Source organism: Photorhabdus sp. HUG-39 (genome assembly GCF_963878365.1).
In the GTDB taxonomy this organism is placed as follows: Bacteria; Pseudomonadota; Gammaproteobacteria; order Enterobacterales; family Enterobacteriaceae; genus Photorhabdus; species Photorhabdus kayaii.
The window spans coordinates 41,367-63,952 of record NZ_CAWNWY010000009.1; the positions used below are offsets into that span (position 1 = coordinate 41,367).

12 protein-coding genes and 2 pseudogenes are annotated in these 22,586 nt (G+C 39.0%); 9 read left to right on the forward strand and 5 right to left on the reverse strand.

Annotation, left to right across the window (positions count from 1 at the left end; translation table 11 throughout):
- Positions 1–37 precede the first annotated feature (37 nt).
- The 4 genes from AAC155_RS08035 to AAC155_RS08050 all read right to left on the reverse strand — a co-directional run bounded on the left by AAC155_RS08035 (position 38) and on the right by AAC155_RS08050 (position 2,765).
- A complete protein-coding gene (locus AAC155_RS08035; RefSeq protein ID WP_146748068.1) occupies positions 38–232 on the reverse strand; it encodes a hypothetical protein in 195 nt (64 codons plus the stop codon).
- A 75-nt stretch (positions 233–307) separates the two neighbouring features.
- Positions 308–976, reverse strand: a complete 669-nt coding sequence (locus AAC155_RS08040) for a LuxR C-terminal-related transcriptional regulator (protein ID WP_113041721.1) — start codon at positions 974–976, stop codon at positions 308–310.
- Positions 977–1,352: 376 nt separating this feature from the next.
- On the reverse strand, positions 1,353–2,039 hold the full coding sequence (locus AAC155_RS08045; protein ID WP_113041722.1) for a helix-turn-helix transcriptional regulator: 687 nt from the start codon (positions 2,037–2,039) through the stop codon (positions 1,353–1,355).
- A 36-nt stretch (positions 2,040–2,075) separates the two neighbouring features.
- A complete protein-coding gene (locus AAC155_RS08050; protein ID WP_113041723.1) occupies positions 2,076–2,765 on the reverse strand; it encodes a PAS domain-containing protein in 690 nt (229 codons plus the stop codon).
- A 1,184-nt stretch (positions 2,766–3,949) separates the two neighbouring features.
- Here AAC155_RS08050 and AAC155_RS08055 point away from each other — a divergent pair.
- Positions 3,950–4,574 (forward strand): annotated as a pseudogene (locus AAC155_RS08055) (hypothetical protein).
- A gap of 35 nt (positions 4,575–4,609) precedes the next feature.
- Here the strand turns inward: AAC155_RS08055 and AAC155_RS08060 are convergent.
- Positions 4,610–4,783: pseudogene (locus AAC155_RS08060) on the reverse strand (IS4 family transposase); the annotation flags it as partial.
- A 348-nt stretch (positions 4,784–5,131) separates the two neighbouring features.
- Here AAC155_RS08060 and AAC155_RS08065 point away from each other — a divergent pair.
- From AAC155_RS08065 to rtxA, 8 genes are all read left to right on the forward strand, one after another.
- Complete coding sequence (locus AAC155_RS08065; RefSeq protein ID WP_113041724.1) at positions 5,132–5,389, forward strand: radical SAM protein; 258 nt, start codon at positions 5,132–5,134, stop codon at positions 5,387–5,389.
- 80 nt (positions 5,390–5,469) lie between these two features.
- On the forward strand, positions 5,470–6,327 hold the full coding sequence (locus AAC155_RS08070; RefSeq protein WP_113041725.1) for a radical SAM protein: 858 nt from the start codon (positions 5,470–5,472) through the stop codon (positions 6,325–6,327).
- Between the two features lie 67 nt (positions 6,328–6,394).
- The gene (gene dynB, locus AAC155_RS24430) at positions 6,395–6,514 is read left to right on the forward strand and encodes a dynobactin A family peptide antibiotic (protein ID WP_390904686.1); all 120 of its coding nucleotides are present in this window, start codon (positions 6,395–6,397) and stop codon (positions 6,512–6,514) included.
- Positions 6,515–6,565: 51 nt separating this feature from the next.
- Positions 6,566–7,033 (forward strand): hypothetical protein, encoded by a 468-nt coding sequence (locus AAC155_RS08075; protein ID WP_113041726.1) that lies wholly within the window; start codon positions 6,566–6,568, stop codon positions 7,031–7,033.
- Positions 7,026–8,291 (forward strand): HlyD family secretion protein, encoded by a 1,266-nt coding sequence (locus AAC155_RS08080; RefSeq protein WP_113041727.1) that lies wholly within the window; start codon positions 7,026–7,028, stop codon positions 8,289–8,291. Before AAC155_RS08075 ends, AAC155_RS08080 begins: the two co-directional genes overlap by 8 nt.
- A 3-nt stretch (positions 8,292–8,294) precedes the next feature.
- A complete protein-coding gene (locus tag AAC155_RS08085) occupies positions 8,295–10,403 on the forward strand; it encodes a peptidase domain-containing ABC transporter (protein WP_113041728.1) in 2,109 nt (702 codons plus the stop codon).
- A 283-nt stretch (positions 10,404–10,686) separates the two neighbouring features.
- On the forward strand, positions 10,687–11,223 hold the full coding sequence (locus AAC155_RS08090) for a hypothetical protein (protein ID WP_146748069.1): 537 nt from the start codon (positions 10,687–10,689) through the stop codon (positions 11,221–11,223).
- A gap of 633 nt (positions 11,224–11,856) precedes the next feature.
- On the forward strand, positions 11,857–22,422 hold the full coding sequence (rtxA, locus tag AAC155_RS08095; protein ID WP_113041729.1) for an MARTX multifunctional-autoprocessing repeats-in-toxin holotoxin RtxA: 10,566 nt from the start codon (positions 11,857–11,859) through the stop codon (positions 22,420–22,422).
- Positions 22,423–22,586 lie beyond the last annotated feature (164 nt).

Here is a 22,586-nt window from a genome sequence, read left to right on the forward strand (position 1 = left end):
AGTAAATAAATTTTTAAATAAGAAAAAAATAGAAAAATTATTTTAATTCGTTTTGCCATAATAGCGTTAATAATGTTGTTTCAGCGGTAGCCTTATTAATATACCCGTCATCTTTCAAGTTGCCTCTTTGTTGGCTGCACTCACTCACCCCGGTCACATAGTTCGCTATGCTCCCGGGGATTCGCTCCCTTGCCGTCGCGATGCATCTTGAAATCCATAGGGTATAGATCAAGGCTACCGCTATTTATTCTGGTACGTCCAGATTGAATATTATTGTCAGTAACAGAATAGTTTAATAATAAAATTGCTATGACAATAAGAATTTTTCTGGTACATAATGATGAAAATTATTCGCTAAACAGTATTCTTCCAGTTGTTGGCTGGAATGAATCCCTATCTTGTTATATATCTGGGCCATATAGGTTTCAATGGTACGATAAGCAATATTTAATATCTGTCTAATTTGTTGTCTGGTGTATTTTTGTAAAAAGAAAAAAATGATATCCCATTCACGTGGCGTAAAAATATCGCTTGGGGGTTGAAGTATAATGGATGCGGGTAGTTTTTTATAATATTGATGTAGGCTGGCTAATGAGTAGCTTTTGGCTTCCCAACAATGATACATGACGCCAATACAATTTCCATCTTCATGATAAAAAGGCAATTTTTCACAGAAGTAAGATGATAACATTTGATCTTGTCCGAATATATGTGTTTCAACTGAACATATTCTCTGTCCTTTTGCCATGACCATACTATCTTGAATAATAAATTCCTTAGCAAATTCAGCTCCATCCCAAGGGAGTTCATGATCATAAAGTCCATCATAATTAAATGAGGCTTTAAAATTATGAATATATTTCTTTGTTGCTGAGTTACCATAAATGAAATTTGAAGAGCTATCTTTTATTCCCCACGGCTCATTGCTGATTTCCATCGTATTGATAATTTGAGGTGATATCGTATAGTTCTTCATAAAGACTCCTTGAAAATTTTCAGCTTAAATAAACGTTCTACTTTGAGATTCCCTAGCGCTTTCTGGGATATAGCGATAAAATTGATGTTTTTCATAAGAATTTTCTAGTGTTATATATTATGGCAGCATGAATTGTTGCTTGTTATTTGACTTATTGTTTTGGTTGCCTATTTATTATATTTAAAACAATGAGTTATGTAGTAAGGCTTCTTGCAATCAAATAATTTATTAATATTATGAATGAATTATTTTGTTGCTGGATTGCCGTAAATAAAGCATGAAGAACTATCTTTTACTTCCCTACAGTTCATTACCTAATCTGAGGTGATATTGCATAGTTCTTCTTCATAATAAAAATTTTATTGTGATTTAGGGCTTAAGGAAATATTCTGCTTTCCCGGTTCACAAATCTCTCTGGCACGTAGAGGTCATAGTCATTCGTGCGACAATAGTCTTCTAATTGACGGCTAGAATGAACACCAATTCGTTTATATATTCGTGAGAAATGGGTTTCAACCGTACGATAGGAAATATTTAACATCCTACCGATTTGTTTACTGGTATACTTATGTAACATGAGGAAAATAACATCCCATTCCCGTTGCGTAAATATATCGGTTGGTGGAGAGAACAGAATAGATGATGGTAGTTTTCCATAAAATAGACGGGTAAATGAGAAATCCTGAGCTTTCCATCCGTGAAAAATGACGCCGACACATTCGTTATCATCATTATAGAATGGATATTTTTCTTGGAAATAAGATGAAAGAAAATTATCTTTCCCATACATATGTGTTTCAAGCGAACATACTCTTGAGTCTTTCTCCATTACACTTCGATCATGAATAACAAATTCTTTTGTAAACTCAGCGCCATCCCAAGGAATTTCATCATCATATTTCCCTTCATAATCAAATGAACCTAGAAGATTCTGGATATGCTTAAATGCTAAGTTACCATAAATAAAACATGAATTTTTATCTTTGATCCCCCAAGGTTCATTACTTTGCTGCATGGTATTAATGACTTGAGATGAAATATTTATCTTATTAAATTTTCTCATAATGAGATCCTGCCGTGTAATTAATGTTTTATAAATTTACAATTCCTTACTACCAATAGTGATAAAACGTTCAGGAATATAAAGATGATAGTTATTTTTCTGACAGAAATCCGCTAATTCTATCTGTAGTGGTAAATTAAATTTCTGGTAAATTGACTGAATATGATTAACAACATCTTCTGTGCTCATGGTTAATTCTTCACCGATGCTCTCTTCATCCTGTGAACGCAGGGTTAGAAAAAGCACTTCCCACTCAGTTTGCGTCAATAGATTATTTGGTGGCGTAAATTGCAGGTTTGATGGCAATGTTTTGTCATAATAGTAAGAAACAGAAAAATCTTGAGGTTGATACATATGAAAGAAGATCCCAATGCAATCATTATTCTCATCATAAAGGGGAAATTTATCACAAATATAGCTTTGTTTGACGTTATTTTCTCCAAACAGATGTGTTTCTAGTGAAGTGATGCGTTGCATAGTTTGGATGGCTTTTTGATCCTGACGGTGGACTTCTTCTGCATATTCGGCGATAGGCGTGGGCAATTCACCCATGGTCAGCCCGATAATATCGAAATCTTCAGGAAGGTTGAGTAGTTGATAGAAAGCAGGGTTAGCATAAATAAATCTTGACTGATGATCTCTGGCGCCCCAAGGTTCATTGCTTTTGTCCCACATCAGGGTTAATTGTGGTGTAATGAGAGTGGATTTGTTTCGTATGTTTGACATAGTAACTCCTAAATTCCTATTTAAATCATTATCTGAATGGTTGCTTTTTCGATTATATCTTAAGTGGACAGCCATATAATAGAATATAATGCTTTTCTCGTCAAAAAGCGTATGTTTATTAATTTAATTTTTACTATTTAATAATGAAACTTTAAATGGCAAGAAATATAACCATATATACTATTTTAGATGAAGATTATTTAAATGATTTATTGAAAGAGTAGGTAGAGGCTGTTGCTGTGCTCGCTGCTGTGCCTGATATCAGCTATTTTAGCTGAAAAATAGCTACTGTTAATGGTAAATAATTGCAGATTATAGTTGAAATTATCAGCATCCTCATTGTTGTCAGTTGTTAAATAATTATTTGTCCTAATGCTTAAGAGCTATTCTGTTAAACGATTTGATTTATTCGTCTTTGTAATAAAGAACAAATCTGAACAGCGGCGTGAAAAAAATAGTGGTTTTTGGTCATATTTTTGATGTGGCATTAAGATTGAACTAAATAGATTACGCCTATTGGGATAGGCTCTAAGTATATGCTCTTGGTTTTTTACCTTGTTTGTGCTCATTACCCTTTTAAAAGGGGTGTTGACAATAGTGACTCTCTTGGGATTAAGTAGTAAATACTTAATGAACAATGCTAGCATAAATTTGGTTTTTTATTGGAATTTAATTTTTTCTTGATGCTATACCCTATGGATTTCAAGATGCATCGCGGCGGTAAGGGAACGAATCCCCGGGAGCATAGATAACGATGTGACCGGGGTGAGTGAGTGCAGCCAACAAAGAGGCAGCTTGAAAGATGACGGGTATAACACGCAAGTTTAATGGGAAGTAAAAAGATCGGCAAAGATGAGCTTGATATGACAAAAGGCACGGAGGTACGTTCTTATGATGCCTTTTAGGTCGTGGAAGATATCAACAGTGGATGGAACAGTAGAAACGCAACCATTGTTGTTGAACTTAGGGTTCAATATGGCTACCATCGATCGAAGGTACAGTTATCAATTTGATATACCCTATGGATTTCAAGATGGATCGCGACGGCAAGGGAGAGAATCCCCGGGAGCATAGATAACGATGTGACCGGGGTGAGCGAGTGCAGCCAACAAAGAAGCAATTTGAAAGATGACGGGTATAACTCGTCCTTTTTAGATGATTAGCGGGGAATAGGAGGAGGTTATATGCCAGCAAGATTGGTAAATCCTGAAAAGGTTAATGAGGTTTTCGCTCATCTGAATGAAAGCTCAGATAATCATACCCTCTATACTGCGTTGATGAATGGGGTTGATATTACTGATCAGATAAAAGGGTTGTTGCTTTCGCCTGGTTCGTGTTGATGGTCGATTTGGTAATCGTATCAGTCAATCCCACTTCGAGCTGGCGTTGGTTAACGATGTGTCTCAAGAAGTCGTCTACTATAACAGAGTTATTATACAGCCTGATGTAGTATTAAATCGCCGCCCTGTAACACAAATTCTTGTTTGGCGTATTCTGAAACGTGAACATCGAACGGTTTTGCATGAACTGGCTGGTCAGGTGTTCTTCGGTTACTTGCTCGAATCTTATAATGTGATTGTGTCAGATATGAACCAGACTTATGACGGTATTTCTTTTTGGCAGGCCCGTATGTATGACGCGCTGGCGTATAATATGCATGTTTATGCTTATGATATGATTACCTGTGAGTTGCGTAAGATTTTGACCCAGAATGATGTTAGTCGCCAAGAGTCTTGGTTATGGGGAGATCCTGAACATCATCAGAATAGATTGGCAATTATTTCGAAAAGTGAATTACCCATCCAATAGACCCACTTTGTGTTGAGGGTCCCCACAAATCATCGCTAATAAACCAACACCATATTTCGGTAGGTTTTAGCGAGGTGTTTTAATACATTTTTAAGTGTTATTTCTATTAAAATGAACGGAGAGTGTTGTAAGACATTCTCTGCTAACGTTAAATATGAAATGACTCGCCTTGATTTAACGCTATTTGCCTGATATCTCAAGTGTATACCCTATGAATTTCAAGATGCATCGCTACGGTAAGGGAACGAATCCCCGGGAGAATAGGTAACTATGTGACCGAGGTGAGTGAGCGCAGCTAACAAAGAGACAACTTGAAAGATAACGGGTATAAATAGTTATAGATATTTACATCTATAGTTAATTCATATAACAATTTGATTTAAATCAACAAAAAGGCTTTTATTTATTTTTTATTGTTAATAAGATGTGTTACATTTCAACCAGTGTTCTATAGAATTAAAAAGTGAGCAAGTTTATATGGTGAGTATATAAGGAATTATTGTTGTTTCCTTATATTGTCATTTCGATAGAAATGAAAAAAGAAAGGAAATATTAATATGCAGCTTGTAAATATAATAAAACCAACACATAGATGTAATTTGGCATGTAAATACTGTTATAATGAAGATGAAAGACAGCCTATTATGTCATTGGAAATATTGGAAAAAACAATTAAAGATACGTTTGAATATGCCAATAAAATAAAGGTTTTTACTTATGTCCATTTTATATGGCATGGTGGTGAACCGATGTTTCCAGGTATTAAGTTTTATGAAAATGTTATTGCATTTCAAAAAAATATAGTAACGGCATAAAGTATTTAAATGCCTTACAAACAAATGGAACATTTATAACTCAAAGATGGTGTGATTTCATTAAGGAAAATAATTTCTTTATGTCCATATCCATTGATGGACCAAAAGAAATAAATGATAAAAATAGAGTAACTCACAAAAATATTGGAAGTTTTGATAAGGTCTTTGAGGGTGTGAAAAAATTAAGAAGAAATAAAATTGAAGTTGGCTGCGCACTAGTAATTAGCAAATCAAGTCTAGGTTATATAGATGAAATATACAATTTCATGCTAAAAAATAATTTGCCATTTAATGTTATCCCATTAAATAAATCAGGAAACGCTGTAGATAATTATACAGATCTAGGATTAGATCCTGATGAATACTATATACCTTGGAGTAAATTATACGACAAATGGTTTTATGCAGCCCCTGAGAACTATATATTTATTTCTGATTTTGTAAGAAAAACTCAGGCAATATTAGCAGGAAGAGCAGCAGATTGTTTAGGAATGTCTCAATGCGGTAACACTACTTTCTCTGTTGATCCTATAGGCGATGTATATCCATGTGCAAGCCTTTCCGCTCAACCCGATATGAAATATGGCAATCTTCAGAATAACTCTATTCTAGAATTAATGACTGGGCCACGGGCCACTTTGTATAGAACACGGGAGAGTTTCGATTCATGTCAAAAATGTAAGTGGCAACATGTATGTCACGGTGGTTGCCCTGCAAGGGCATATAAATATAACGAGAATAATATATATAATAAAGACTATTATTGCCCAAGCTTATATAAGATATATGAGCACATAGAAAGAAGACTAAATGAAAAAGGTTTAACAGCAAGTAAGCTATATGATAAACACATGAGTGACGGTCTGCTTGGAACTGATGCTTTCTTAGAAGTCAAAAAGCATAAATCCAAGTTAATAGAAGTAGTAAACATTAACTAATTGATAATAAGGAACTAACTATGAAAGACTTAAAAAAGAGTAGCTCTTGGAATAAAGCATTGTTAGATTGCGTAGGGGGGCAGGAAAGGATGTCGGAAAAACCGTAGAGCCTAAAGAAGTGAATAAACTTGTGAAAAAGGCTGCAAGTCCTGGTTGGGATGGTAATATATATAAATATAGTTTTTAATTAGTGAAAAGGAGGGGGTAATTCCCCTCCTACTGTTAAAGAGAGGATTGTATGGTAAACAAAGAGAAAAAATTAATATTTCTTATTATTCTAATCGTATCTATACTGACTTCTTGTGTAGGTTTTGTGATTCATGTTATCAACTCCGAGTGGGTAGTTCCTTATATAAGGCATGAAGTAAGCAATATAACTGTAGCCCCGTCTTGGGATGTTAGATATCTTGCTGCATTAACAAGTTTAGAGACAGGATTGGGTATAACATTTTTATATATTCTCATAAAAAAGAGTCTTCCTACATATACCCCTATCACAAGAGGTATCCTTATGTGGTTAATTGAATTAGCAATCATGGGACGGCTTGTTAGGCAACCATTGATGGACTATGCTATAGGAAATCCATTTATAATATCTGTTTTACAGAATTCAGTATCATGGATTAACTGGTTTTTTATTTGCCTTATAACCACTTGTTTATATGACTATCTAATTAAAATTTGGTGCCAAAATAATAATGAGTGATAGTATTTTTAGAAATTTAAATAAAGAGAAAGATGAAAATAGGTGGGTTGCTAATACAATAATTAAAATTTACCCATCTTCTCTTTTTTTATATTCAATAGTATTTTTTTTGATATTTTTTCTTTTTATTTTAATATTTGCATTAAAAATAAATAATAGGGTTTTGATTGAAGGTGAGATCCATTCATTTCCCTCCACTATAATCATAAGGTCACCAATAAAAGGTTATATAGAATCTTCTACTTTTGATGTGCTAAAACCAGAAAAAGTATTGGAAGGGGATATTATTTTTAGAATAAAAAATATTGATGAGGATATTAATGGTGATCTTAAATTGCAAAAGATAAAACAATTAAATTCAATGGCTGACAAAGTAAATGGCAATATAATCAAAAAAAAAGAACTAAAAATTAAGGTTATAGAATTTTATGAGAGAAGCATAAAATTTACTGAGAAAGAAATACAAAAATTAAGTAAAGAATTAGAAGAATCAAACAGATTGATTCAGGATTATAATAAAACAAGAAAAAAATTTGAAGATTACTTGAAGAAAGGACATGTAACTATAGAACAGCTTAATTCAATAAACAACAATTATACTCAAAATAAGATTAGCTATATAAGCATGTATCAACAATTAAATTCTTTACAAGAAAAAAATAGTCAGCTTATTATAGATAGAGATAATAAATTAAGCGATATTGAAAATTCGATAGCATTGTTACAAGAAAAAGAAAATGATATTAATTTGAAAAAGATTGATATAAATTCTGATTCTACTCGTGTCATAACCTCACCTATTAATGGAGTATTGGATTATCAATATAAAACTTTAGGTCAGGAAGTGACTAAAAATGATGTTTTGGTAAAAATCTCACCGAAAAAGGTAGATTCATATTTTATTATATTTAATATTAGAAGCGACAGCTATCCTTATATAAAAATAGGCAGTAAGGTAAATATTAGATTTAGTTCATACCCGTTTCAAAAATATGGTTCATTTGAAGGAATAATAGAAACAATTTCACAATCAACAGTGAGTAATGAAAACAATATGCTGCAAAATCCAGAAAAAAACATTAGAATAGATCACGATAACTTTTATTCTATAAAGGTTAGGTTGACAGACAAAAATATAAATCAACTAAGATTGGTAGCAGGAATGAAAGCAGAAACTTCTTTAATAGTTGAAAGTAAGAGCATTTATAATTTAATAGTAGATAAAGCTAAGCATTATTTGAAAAAACACACGGAGTAAGTCATGAAGGATAATAATTCTCTGTTTGATTTTATCCCTGATTTATTTTTTAGAAAAAAAATAAATATTATTTATCAAGAGAGTATTGCCGATTGCGGACTAGCATGTATATCCATGATACTTTGCTATTATGGGTGTGACACAACGCTGAAAGAACTAAAAGGGAACAATAATTTTCACTCTAGAGGATTACGGTTAAAAGATTTATTAGAGATTTCAGAAAACAATAAGTTAAATACAAATGTATATTCTTTGGATGTTGATGAAATTAACCTTTTAAAAAAACCTTGCATACTCCATTGGGATATGAATCACTTCGTTATTTTAGAAAAAGTCAATAAAAACAAATTTTTTATATTAGATCCAGAGAAAGGAGAAAGGATCTTATCTATTAATGAAATATCAAAACATTTCACTGGAGTCGCAATAGAACTAACGCCAACACCGGAGTTTAAGAAAAGGTCTTCTTTTAATAAAAAAACAATTAAATTAATAGATCTTTTCAAAAGCTCCAAAGGACTGTCGAGTGCTCTTTTAAAAATATTTGCAATATCTATACTAATAGAGAGCATTACTCTTACTATACCAATAGGAATCCAATTAATAATGGACCATGTTATAGTAACAAAAGATACGCTACTATTGTCATCAATATGTATTTTTCTTATTTTTTTTACTTTAGTAAAAACTTTTTCCGATATCATAAGATCCTATATGTCTCTTTCTATAAATATTCTTTTGGATATACAATGGAAAAACAGTCTTTTTAGTCATTTATTAAGAATACCAATTCACTATTTTTCTAGTAGAAAACTAGGTGATATCCAATCTAGGTTTAACTCAATTGAAAACATAAGGGAAACATTTTGCAATAACATTGTTGATTTAATCATTGATTTCCTAATGATAATTGGACTGTTGAGCATGATGATTATTTATGGTGGTAGCCTAACGATTGTTGTCATCTTATTTTCGGTATTGTATTTTTTAGTTAAAATAATTGTTTATAAAATTTATAAGAATGCTTCTGATAAAAAAATTCAAGATGAAGCTACTATAAACTCTTTTTTTATGGAAAGTCTTTATAGCATGCCGACAATTAAGATTCTCGGCATTCTTAACAATAGACAAAGGATCTATAGTGATAAAGTAAAAACTTTAAACAAATCTGAAGTAAAGAAAAAGAAAATAGAAATTATTACAATCGCTCTCAGTTCAATTATTATTGCACTTGATCAAATAGTTATACTTTGGGTTGGTTCATACTTAGTAATAAACAGTACAATTACTATAGGAATGTTTATCGCGTTCAATACCTACCGAGGTCAATTCTCGGATCGTATCACGAATATAATCAATAAATCAGTAGAGCTGAAATTATTATCATTACATAACGAAAGATTATCTGGAATTGCTTTGCAAGAAAAAGAAATATTTAAAAAAAATATTAATTCTGAAAGTTATGATATAGCATCTTTAGAGTTATCACATGTTTCTTATACATATAATGAATCAAATTATACAATATCAGACTTCTCAATAAAAATTGAGGGCGGTGAATCTGTTGCAATAGTAGGACCTTCAGGCGCGGGAAAATCTACTCTTATTAAAATAATGAGTGGTCTCATTAAGCCTCAATCAGGTGAAGTTTTATTTAATAATCTTGATATTTATAGTTTAGGTGTAAATAATTACAGAAAAAATATTTCTTGTATTTTACAGGAAGACAAGCTTTTTTCTGGTACAATTGCTGAAAATATTTCAGGATTTGATGATGATATTGATATGGAGTACGTTACTGAATGTGCAATTAAAGCTAACATACATAATGAAATAGTTAGTTTCCCAATGGGGTATTATACACAGTTGAGTGAACTGGGTGGAAGTATCTCAGGAGGGCAGAAACAGAGAATAATGATTGCCAGAGCGCTCTATAAAAAACCAAAAATTATATTTATGGATGAAGCAACAAGTCATCTTGATACAAACAATGAATCTATTGTTAACAAATCTATTGCAAATTTAAACGTGACTAGAATCATTGTTGCTCATAGAGAATCCACTATTCAAAGTGCTGATAGAGTTATTCATTTAAATTCTGAACCTAAATGATAAATGCAGAACTAAAGGCTGCATAATATTAATCTGGTGGCGATTTCGATCTAGTATAAATTCAGTAATCCTACTCCCTTAGGAGTTATATGAACAGATATAAACTATCGCTGGATTAATAACTAAGAGATGTAACATTTGGTAAAGACATTTGGGTAGTAAGTATAATGGGTAAAATGAAATTACAGCTATCAAGTGTTACAAACGGGATTTTCTAATATGGGTAATATTTAAGCATTCATGCGGTTGCCCTGGTGAATTACCCATCCAATAGACCCACTTTGTGGGTTTTTTCATAATCGATCTGAATGATTCCATTATAATTAACTTGCGATATACCCAATGGATTTCAAGATGGATCGCGACGGCAAGGGAGCGAATCCCCGGGAGCATAGATAACGATGTGACCGGGGTGAGTGAGTGCAGCCAACAAAGAGGCAACTTGAAAGATGACGGGTATATATCAATCCTCACCCAACGCGCTATCCCTCATTGTAAAGTCTATAAATTTCCAGAACAGTGTTTGAAGTCTAATTTTGCTATTAATTTAACTCATTATAGTTATACCCTATGGATTTCAAGATGGATCGCGACGGCAAGGGAGCGAATCCTCGGGAGCATAGATAACTATGTGACCGGGGTGAGTGAGTGCAGCCAACAAAGAGGCAACTTGAAAGATGACGGGTATAGTAATATTGTATTTATTGGTCGTATTTATTTAGATCAGAGTAATGGGAGTGAACTGTTGTTTTTTACTATCGATATTTTCTTGAAAAGAAATAAGTTAAATTTTCCTGCATTTCTGATGCAACAATGTTAATAATTTAACCTTAGTAATTTTATTTATGAAAATTTTTTTAATTATTCCAATAAAAACAATAAATTAGCCTGTAGTTTAATCTTGTTTTTCACTATTTTATTTGCATTGTTAATATCAATGTAGGGATATAGGGCAATATATGGGGGGTAAACAGACTTTCTTATGCATTAATATTGATTTTGAGTTTTTGCTCTATATTATTTTATTCTGATTATTCATTTAACCGTATTTTTAGATATATAAGTCCATTATGTCTCTGAGCTTAGGGTTTTTGCTTCACTATATATTTTATAATCTTTTTGAGTAAATTTCTTGTTGAGGAAGAAATATGTCTAAAAAATTCGAACAAATCACTTCTGATATCAGTTATAACAAAGGCGTTTTTTCTCATTATTTCGTTGATTAGAAAAAAACAATCAATGGGGTAATAACTCAATAGAGTTAGAATAATCTACCTAATTAGACATAATTATATAAATAATGCCTGGGTGATGGCTGTCATTATATTTTTTTACCGTGGGAAGAACGGTGGGTTTGCTCTGTCCATGGAAAACTAGATTCTCAAAACCGCTGCTGTATCTGCCAGATGCAGTGGTTTTCTATTTAACCTCAGTTTAAATTAAGGGATTGTTTATGGGAAAATCATCAAACCGCAGTACAGAATATTTCTTTACTGGAAAATATTACGATGATGATGATGGCAATAATATTGTTGCCATTGGTGTCGGAGGGGTTATTTATGCCAAAGGAGGAGATGATCGTATTATCCTCGGGTCAATTGGAGCAACAGTTTATGCCGATTCTGGCAACAAGGTAGTCGATGGTAGCGCCGGATATTTAAAAGTAGTGGATAAGGAAGGTAATCTGGCTGTACATGGCGCTGCGGGTTATTCGGGTATTGATAAAAGTGGTAATGGTAATATTTCATTTACTGGTGCGGCAGGGGGTGTTTTTATGGATCATCGGGGTGACCACGGTGATCTCAATTTCTCAGGAGCAGCGGCTTATAATGGCCTGAATCGCAAAGGACAATCCGGTAATGTGACTTTTAACGGTGTTGGTGGTTATAACGAATTATGGCATGAAACGAATCAAGGTAATTTAAATTTTGCCGGCGCTGGTGCCGGTAATAAAATTGACCGTATTTGGTATGATCACTATGAGAAAAGCCACGGTGATGTGAAATTTGACGGTGGGGGAGCAGCGAATAGTATCAGTTCGTGGGTTGAAAGTGGCAATATTAATTTCACAGGTGCCGGAGCTGATAACCACATTATACGTAAAGGTAAAGAAGGCAATATTATTTTGCATGGCGCCGGGGCATCAAACCGTATTGAGCGTTTGCACCAAAGTCAAGATCAATATGGACAGACGCACGGTAATATCGAATTTGAAGGGGCAGGGGGTTATAACCGGATCTATTCTGATGTCGCACATGGTGATATTACTTTCGATGGTGCCGGTGCTTACAATGAAATATCAAGAATCGGCGCAGATAGCGGTTCTCGTGATGGTACTCTGGAATATGCTAAAGCCGAAGAGATTGTGTTAACGACAGCGACAATGGGAGGAAGTTGGATTCAGCAATCCAAACAAGTAACAGGTATTAAATCAATTATCGAGCCTAACACTTATCTCTTTGCATTTGCCGATGAAATGTACACTAAGATTAGTAAAGTCCAACTCCGAAATGATCCTGAAACCGGTAAGCTCAATTATTACGCCACTTCTTGGTACAAACAGGGAAATCATCTTAAGAATCTTGCTACGGAGAATATCTCTTCAAGCAATGGATTTACTGATATAGGCTTCAATAATGGTTACCGTCTCTCTAATTTAATCTTCGAGCATCATCACCCCGTTATTATTCAACATACTGTTGAAGAAGATTTGCAGGAGAACCAGTGGGTGACTTATGCCGGTGGAACCAATGCCCGAGCAGGAGATATCACGTTAATTGATGCCAAGATGCATGGGCATGCAATCCATTCTGGTGGTTTGATATTAGATGTTTCAGCGGTGAAATCGAACAGTCAACCGAACACTTATATTTATGCCAAGTATGTTGAGTCATATACCAAAGTGGTGATGGTTGAATTGGCGAATAATCCTGAAACCGGCGCGCTGCAATATTATGCCAGTGCGTGGTACAAAGCGGGTGATCATACCGGTAATCTGGCTGATGAAGATTTTTCATTCAAAAATGGTTATCGCTCAATGGATATAGGCGGATATTTGCTAACTAATCTGCAATATAAAGTGAATTCAGTATGCCGTGTTTCTGAGCACTTAGCACATACCGAAGAGTACAGTCATCAGGAGTTGGTGAAATTATCCGCCGATATGGGTGACAGCGCCGGTGACATTAATTTCAAGGGCATGGGGGGCGGTAATGTCATTACTTCCAGCGTCACACGCGGCAATGTCAATTTTGAAGGCGCTGGTGCTGCCAATGTGATTGTGAAACGTGGGGAACAGGGCAATCTGACATTCCGGGGCGCAGGTCTGGCAAACGTATTGGTTCATCAAAGCCAGCGTGGAGAAATGGATGTTTACGCTGGCGGTGCGGCAAACGTATTGGTTCGAATCGGTGATGGGCGGTATCTGGCTCATCTTTTGGCAATGGGTAATATTTCGATTCATCAAGGTAATGGCGATAGCCGAGTTATCATGTTTGGGGGGTACAACACCCATAGCCAAATAGGTAATGCTAACGCTAATTGGTTAGGTGCCGGCGGTTTTAATGTGATGACCCAAACAGGTAAAGGGAAGGTTTCCTCGGTACTGGTGGGTGGCGCTAATGTGCTGACTAAGCTTGGTGCCGGTGATTTGGTTGCCGGTATGCTTGGTGGCGCGAACATTATCACGCATCTCAACGATGATGAAATATCAGGCACTACGGCGGTTGCATTAGGCGGCGCCAATATTCTGACGAAAAAGGGCAGAGGAAGTGCTATTGCGCTGATGGGTGGTGGCGCCAATGTGTTTACTCACATTGGCAATGGAAATATGACGGGGGTGATGTTAGGTGGCGCTAATATCTTGACCAAAATCGAAAACGGTGACACCACGGGTATCATGCTTGGCATAGGCAATGTGCTGACTCATGTCGGTGGCAATCAGACTCTGGGCGTTATGGGAGCCGCAGGCAATGTCTTTACCAAAGTGGGTAATGGAACTGCGATTGCGGCCATGATTGGCGAGGGCAATATCTTTACCTATGTTGGTCGCGGTGATGCATGGGGGTTGATGGGAGGCTTGGGGAATGTTTTTACCAGAGTGGGGGATGGTAAGGCGCTGGCATTGATGATCGCTGCCGGCAATGTGTTTACTCACATTGGTGATGAAATGAGTGTTGCCTTGATGTTGGCGAAAGGCAATATCGCCACCAAAGTGGGTAACGGCATGACGCTGGCAGCCATGATCGGTGAGGCTAATGTGATGACCCATATTGGTCATGGCTCAACCTTTGCCGCGATGATCGGGCAGGGCAATATTCTGACGAAAGCGGGCAATGATTTGGCGCTCGGTTTGATGATTGGTGAGGCCAATATCTATTCGCATGTAGGTAATGGCACCAGTATTGGCTTGTTTGCCGGCGAGCTGAATGTAATGACCAGGGTTGGTGATGGTACAACATTGGCGGCAATGTTTGGTCGAGCCAATATCATGACGCATTCCGGCAATGGCTTAACGGGGGTTTTAGCGTTAGGAGAGGCAAATATTGTCACCAAAGTGGGTGATGATTTTATGGGGGTGGTTGCGGCGGCGGAGGCGAATGTCATCACTCATAAGGGATCATCAACTACTGCTGCCGTGTTATTCGGTAAGGGCAATATTCTAACGAAGGTAGGGGACGGGACAACAGTCGGTTTACTTATTTCCGATGTGGGTAACATCATGACCCATGTTGGCCATGGCGTGACGGTGGGGTTCGCCAAAGGGAAAGCCAATATCATTACCAAAGTGGGGAGTGGTATCGGCGTTAATGCTGTTTGGGGGGATGCTAATATCCTGACTCAGGTTGGTGATGGCAACCGTTATAACTTCGCGAAAGGTAAAGCGAATATCATTACCAAAGTGGGTAATGCGCAGGAAATCACGGTTGTTCAAGGTGATGCCAATATCATTACCCATGTGGGGCAAGGTGATGATTATACCGGCGCTTGGGGCAAATCTAATGTGATTACCAAGGTCGGTGATGGGCGCAATGTCGTGCTTGCCAAAGCTGATGCCAACATTGTGACTCAGGTCGGTAACGGTGACAGCTTTAATGCCTTGTGGAGTAAAGGAAATATTGTCACTAAAGTGGGTGACGGTATGCAGGTTACTGTGGCAAAAGGCAGAGCCAATATCACGACTACGGTGGGGAATGGTTTAAGTGTCACCGCGACGCATGGCGATTTTAATGTCAATACCAACGTGGGGGATGGTGTTTCCGTTAACACCGTGTGGGGTGAATATAACGTTAATACTAAAGTCGGGCATGGTCTCAATGTTGCGATCATGAAAGGTAAAGGCAATGCCAATATTCATGTTGGTGATGGCTTGGGGATTAACGCTTCTTATGCACGTAATAATGTGGCGATTAAGGTGGGTAATGGTGATTTCTACACGCTTTCTATTGCAGAAAGCGACACGCAAAGTAATAACCTCCCCTTACTGTTTAAAAATATTAAACAGACTGTGTTAAATGTGGAAGGTAGCTACGCGATTAACTATCTGATTCACGGTAATGAGGAGAATACTTCTGGAACCCTTAAGGGCCGAGGGGCGATTAGTTTAACCGAAGTTTCTGCTATTGATGGTTTCCAGATGAATGCCATTGATAAAGTTGGTTCGGATCTGCGTGATAAATTAAGTGGCACGGTAACACAGGTGGAGACTCCTGATACTGAGGCTATCCAGAATGCCTTGCATATTGGAGACAAGGTTGATTCGACTCAGAGTGAATCATCATCACAAGCTGACGCTGTTATTAAACATGCAAAACAGGACGGAGCTGCGCAAAATGCGTTAAGTGATAAAGAGAAAGCAGAGGAAAATCGCCGTATTCTGGAACAAGAGCGGGATGATCAACTGAAAATAATTTCAAAATCACAATTCCAATTGGAATCAACGGATCAAAATGCGCTGAAGACCAATGGACAAGTACAGCGTGATGCAATAAGTGGAGAAGAGCGAGCAGTAATGAAGGAACTGTTCTCCATGACTCAACGTCTGGATGCGCTTAATGGCTATGGGAATTACGCTGGTCAATCGGGTGATGAGTGGCGTGACCGGTTTGCTGCGGGATATTTGGACCGTACTCAGGAGAAATTAGATGACACTAAATTTATTTCACAGAAAAAATTAGCGGGTTTACAGCCGAGCCTTATTGATAACCAACAACAAGTAAAAAATGCAATTGGCAAATCAGAAGCAGGTTTAAAGCAAGGTTATCAGAATATCAAGAACGCAGACGACAATATTGAAGATGCGCGTACAAGCGCGAAATCAAGACAGAAAGAAGCAGATTTACAACATCTGCGGGCAGTAAAAGCGGAAAGTGATGCCTATGCCGTGTATGAAGAAGCGAAACAACGCGGTGAACATGATAGTTCGGTAGCGAAAAATAAAGCCGCTCAGGTACAGGCTGATGCAAAAGGTGCGAAACAGGCTGGTGATGCAAAACCCGATCGTAGCGGAGCGACCGGCAGTGGCTTGTCTGGAAAAGCGTATATACCAATCGACGTAGTGAAACCGAAAAGTCATATCAATCCTGAATCTAAAACGGAAGCTAATGGCTGGAACAGTGAAGATCTAACGCTAACAGCTACAGATTTGGCGGCATTGAGTAGTGCGCAACAGGCGATTAATCGGCTACAGATCAACAGGAGTATTCGCGCAGAAAATGTTGGTGCTTCGATCATTTCCCTGTTTACCGGAACGTCATCCGATAGGGTTGTGGAACCTATCTCGAATCAACCTGGAAAGTTAACCAAAAAAGCACCTGTCATTTCGGGTATCAATTTGCAAGGATTGGGGCAAACGGCTGGTGGAGATAGCCTTAAATCTCATTCTTCCATCCTGAGAGAGTTTGAGCCTTTCTTGCTGAGTCAGGGTGACAAACGGTTTATTGATTCGACGAAAAGATATCTTGGTCAGATAAATACCGATCGGCCCAGTAAGGCGCTGGCGGCCATGCGTCAGGCTTTCAACAATGCGGTTGAACAACCTGATGAGCAGCATGTGTTGCAGCTTGAGCAAGCGCTTGCTCATTGGCAACAGCGTAATCCCAATGAATTTGCCAAGCGTGGCCGATTAGTCAAAAGCCTGCGTTTTGAGATGGGAGAATTGGTTGCCTACCTTCAAGCAAAAAGAGCTGAATCAGCCGGGATTTTAGGCGTTAGCTTATCGCCTGACCATGTTGCACGGTTTGACCAACAGGTATCCTTTGATGGCTTCGGGCGGGTGGTAGGTTTGAAAGGTGATATCGCTCAAAGCGAAATTAATCGTCTTACTGATTTACAAATCAAGCCATTGACCCAGATTAACTCTGCGGCGGAACGGGAAGCGCCTAAAACTGAAAGTGAAAGCTTCATCGTTTTCGTTAGCCGATTGCAACAAGAAGCGATTCCCGAAGGTATGCCGTTAGTTGAACGAGCCAAAAACCTTTGGCTTAGCGGACAGGTAACACGACGGGAAACCATTAAGCTATTTGAGGATGCGGTTGCCCAGTTGCAGGCACATCCTGAATTACACATGCTAGCTCAGCAGTTACTGGCTGATGCCCGTAAGGAAAAGGCGACTGGACAATATATTGATAACCTGTTTAGCCGCCATTTTGATTCTGAATTGGCCCATGAATTGGTGAAAACAGCGCCACAGGATGCCATGACCACTTCCAGGCAGACAGGACAATTTTTGGTAGAGAAATTTGAACAGTGGATAGGGGGTTTTTATCCTGATGTCGCCGAGCGTGAAAAGATTATTGCTAAAAAGATGGCCGGTTTTGCCAGGGCCATTAATAAGGACTTTCGTCCCTGGTTTAGTCGAGTGCCTGAATTGACAACGTTCCTGGACAAACCGACTTTTGCCAATTTCAAAACCATGATGACTCAGGTTAATGATGGTTTTGCTGTGATTAAGGTACCATTTCTGGCAGTAAAAATGGCCATTACCCCAGGAATGGGGATGGAGCGTGCGGAGTGGAAGGTGAAAGGGGATCGCTTCTATGAGGAGGTTATCACCAAGGCCCGTTCGACCAGTAGTCAACTGACTAGCGGGGCTGATATCACGTATGAAGTTGAAGTAACCGAAAAGCAGACCAAAGATTATGGTACGGCGTTGCCCTACCAGCCTGCCAATAACAAGTATGATGACTTTTTATATGGCAGAAAGGTTGCTGCGGGTCGAATTTTGGTCCCCGGACAGGAAACGAGATTTGAGCATAATGCGTTAGCGCAAGGCCACTCTGTGGTAACGGGGGCTTCTGGCTCGACCAATATCATGGTTCACCTCAATAACTATATTGCTAGTGAACAGCCTACTTTCTCGGCCAGACAGAGCTATCTCAACACGCTGGCGTTTCTGGTATTTGATGGTGGTCATTCTGTCAACGAAAGTCTGGCGGTTTATCAGGCACTACAGGTAACCGGTGATGAACAACGCAAGCAGTTGCTAAATAGCTACACTACCAATTATAGGGAGCTGGTGGATATTGCCGGTGAAGAAGGCAAAGTGTGGATAAGTCAGGCGCTGGATAACGCGTTCCAAGAAACTGGGGAATTCTATCAAAAACATGCCAGGGTGAAGCCACAAAGTCGCCCTGCGGTGGAAGAGTTAGATGGGTTATCGGGTAAGAATAAGAGGCCAGATCCTACTATCATCGGCGATCCTCATCAGGATCAGAAAATGAGCAGGCCACTCGGTGACTGGCAAATAGAGACGGTGATGCCACAAGCTGATGGCCGTGAAACTCGCTTTGATGGTCAGATGATTATCCAAATGGAGGATGATCCGATTGTCGCTAAAGCCGCGGCCAATCTGGCGGGTAAACATTCAGATTCTAGCGTAGTGGTTCAACTTGACTCTAGTGGTAAATATCGTGTGGTTTATGGCGATCTTGCCAGATTATCCGGTAAGTTACGTTGGCAGATTGTCGGTCATGGCCGTGAGACGTCGGAACAAAATAACATTCGTCTGAGTGGTTACACCGCTGATGAATTGGCGACCAGATTAACGCGGTTTTATCAGGACGTTAATCAGGGTAAAAGCATAACTCACAAACCTGATCACATCAGTATTGTGGGCTGTTCTTTGATAAGTGATGACAAACGGGATGGCTTTGCTCGTCGTTTTATTACTGTGTTAGATAAGCAAGGCATTCGCAGTGATGTTTCCGCTCGCAGTAGTGAAGTGGCTGTTGATGCCAGTGGACGCAAATTTACCCGTGATCAAAATAACCAATGGGTTAACAATTTGTCTGATAATAAAATCGTATTGAGTTGGAATAACCAAAATGAGTTGATCACGCATACCGAGCTAGTTCGCCGTGGTATTGCCGAAAGTGATATTAACTTCTCCAGGGTAGGACATACCGAAGCTGATACCGTTATTAAAGGAGCGATCGCGGGTAACGTTGAACAATTTGTTAAACCAAACAAACGTAAAAATACGATTCAAATTGATGCCAATGAGAAAGCGAATAATCAGCTCAGTTACTCCGGTAATATCCAAGTGAATGTGGGAGATGGGGAGTTTACCGCACTCAATTGGGGAACCTCGAACGTTGGTATCAAAGTGGGTAGCGGTGGTTTTAAATCACTGGCCTTCGGTGATAACAATGTGATGGTACACATCGGTAATGGTGACAGTAAACAGAGCTTCGATATTGCAGGCTACCAGGCGCTTGAAGGGGCGCAAATGTTTATCGGTAATCGTAATGTCAGTTTTAATCAGGGCCGTAGTAATGACCTGATTGTGATGGTGGATAAATACATTCCAACGCCGCCGTTGGTTAATCTGTTTGATGGTGCTGCGCGTATTGCTCACGTACTGCAAGGGATTGCCGGTTCCAGTGCGGATCAAGATTGGTTGGTGGCGCAAGATCAACAGTGGACCATCGCTGGTGCGAAGAGATTTGTGGAGGATATGTCAGGTTTGGACCAAACCAGCAATGTGGACTACAACACATTGACTGATCTGGATTCGCAACATGAACGTAGCAGCCGTGGTTTGAAATACGATGCCGAATTAACTCTGAACAAGAAGTTTAATCAGTGGCTAGGGGAACATGGTGAGGGTGCTGATATGGGCAAAATAAGTCGCATGGATCAGTTTCGTCAGGCCAATCGGAAACTGGCTTTCAACTTTGCTGTTGGCGGGCGTGGCGCTGATATTCAGGTGACAACCGGTAACTGGAACCTGATGTTCGGTGACCATATTCAGTCGATTTTGGATACCAATCTGGGTTCATTGTTTGGTCTGATGACGCAACAATATTCAGCCACGGGCATGGCGAAGACCACCTTTACCTATAATCCACAGGACTTGCCGCGTCAGCTCAAGAATAAACTGATTGGCCGATTAGCGAGTATAAATGCAGACACCACCTTAGCGGATATTTTTGGCGTGAACTACACCGCAGAGGGGAAAATTATTTCCTATACAGGTGAATCGGTTGATGGTGAGGCAATTCTGCAAGAGATGTTGGAAGTGATAGGGGAATTTAGTGGTGATCAACTGCAAACTTTCACCAATCCAGAAAAGTTACTTGATAGCCTGGAGGCGGGTATTGATATGGGCGAGGAGGGTGTCAGGTCATTTGCGGAGAGCCATGGTTTGAAAGAGAAAGCGCCCAATGAGCGTCAGGAATCAGGATCTTCGGTGAGTATCAATGGAGAAAATGCTCAGACCAATAATAAACCCAAACCTGCATTTGGTTTTAATGCGCTTAACTTACCTAATCTGTTTGCGACGATGTTCAGCGAAGAGAAGCAGCGAGAGATGAAATCGTTAGTGGTTAACCTGAAAGAAAACCTGACGACAGATCTGCTTAATATGGAAGAAAAAACGTTTGATTTCCTGCGTAGCAGCGGTCATCTGCAAGGGGATGGCGATATCCACGTATCGTTGGGGAACTATAACTTCAACTGGGGCGGTGACGGTAAAGATCTTGGTGCCTATCTGGGCGATAACAATAATTTCTGGGGTGGTCGTGGTAGTGATGTCTATTACTCGCTAGGTACCTCCAATATTTTTTCAGGTGGTGAAGGCAATGACTTGGGCGTCCTGATGGGGCGTGAAAACTGGATGTTTGGCGGTAAGGGGGATGATACCGCAGTGGTGGCCGGGCGGATTAACCATGTCTTTATGGGGGAAGGCAATGACCAGACATTTGTCTTTGGTGAAGGCGGTTTTATTGATGCGGGTAACGGGCAGGATTACGTTGTCACCTCCGGCAACTATAACCGGGTGGATACTGGGGAAGGTCAGGATTATACGGTGATCATCGGCAATAATAATCAGGCCGAACTGGGAGGAGGCGACGATTTTGCCAGAGTATTTGGTAATGACAACCGGATTGATGGTTACTCCGGCAATGATGCGATTAAGCTGATGGGCTACCATGCGGTGATTAAGGGTGGCGAAGGTGATGATCATCTGATAGCCGCCGCTATTTCGAAGTTCAGCCAGTTTGATGGCGGTGAAGGTCAGGATCTGCTGGTGTTAGGCGGGTATCAGAACAATTTCCGGGGCGGTGCAGGTGTGGATAGCTTTGTGGTCAGCGAAGAAGTGATTGATAACCGAGTGAGCGATATTAACGCAGAAGATATGATCTTGTTTAACGGTGTTGACTGGCGAAACCTGTGGTTTCAGCGTAGCGGGTATGATCTGGTGCTGTCAGTGAATCGCCATACTCAGGACACCACCGCTCAGGGGAAATTTGAATCGGTAGGTTCGGTTACCTTTAATGATTACTTTAATGGCAATCGCGCCAAATTGGTGGCTTGGATGAGCGATGAGGAGGCATCAGGCGAACGTGAATTTACGGCACTGTCAGATAATGCCGTGGATTCCCTGATCCAGGCAATGAGTGGCTTTGCTCCGGCAGTGGGTGATAATGGTTTTATTGCGGGTTTGGACAGTCAGGCGAAAGTGGCTATCGCAACGGCGTGGACCGATGTCACGATTGGTAAGGGGAAATTTGTTTAACAGCAGCAATTTTAGTATTGCGTAAATTCAGGCTCGGCTTTTTCGGTAAATTGTTGGCAAAAATCATCGATGTTGCAGTAAAGTTCTTCTAGATTATACATGCCTGAGGATTTCTACGATTCTGTTTTCTTGAGCAGAAACTTTGATCAAGCCTCAGGCACTTA

Bases quoted from the DNA above. Each gene is read 5' to 3' on its own strand.
- AAC155_RS08040 (WP_113041721.1), bottom strand. From the start codon at position 976: ATGAAGAACTATACGATATCACCTCAAATTATCAATACGATGGAAATC.
- AAC155_RS08045 (WP_113041722.1), bottom strand. From the start codon at position 2,039: ATGAGAAAATTTAATAAGATAAATATTTCATCTCAAGTCATTAATACC.
- AAC155_RS08050 (WP_113041723.1), bottom strand. From the start codon at position 2,765: ATGTCAAACATACGAAACAAATCCACTCTCATTACACCACAATTAACC.
- AAC155_RS08065 (WP_113041724.1), top strand. From the start codon at position 5,132: ATGCAGCTTGTAAATATAATAAAACCAACACATAGATGTAATTTGGCA.
- AAC155_RS08070 (WP_113041725.1), top strand. From the start codon at position 5,470: ATGTCCATATCCATTGATGGACCAAAAGAAATAAATGATAAAAATAGA.
- AAC155_RS08075 (WP_113041726.1), top strand. From the start codon at position 6,566: ATGGTAAACAAAGAGAAAAAATTAATATTTCTTATTATTCTAATCGTA.
- AAC155_RS08080 (WP_113041727.1), top strand. From the start codon at position 7,026: ATGAGTGATAGTATTTTTAGAAATTTAAATAAAGAGAAAGATGAAAAT.
- AAC155_RS08085 (WP_113041728.1), top strand. From the start codon at position 8,295: ATGAAGGATAATAATTCTCTGTTTGATTTTATCCCTGATTTATTTTTT.
- rtxA (WP_113041729.1), top strand. From the start codon at position 11,857: ATGGGAAAATCATCAAACCGCAGTACAGAATATTTCTTTACTGGAAAA.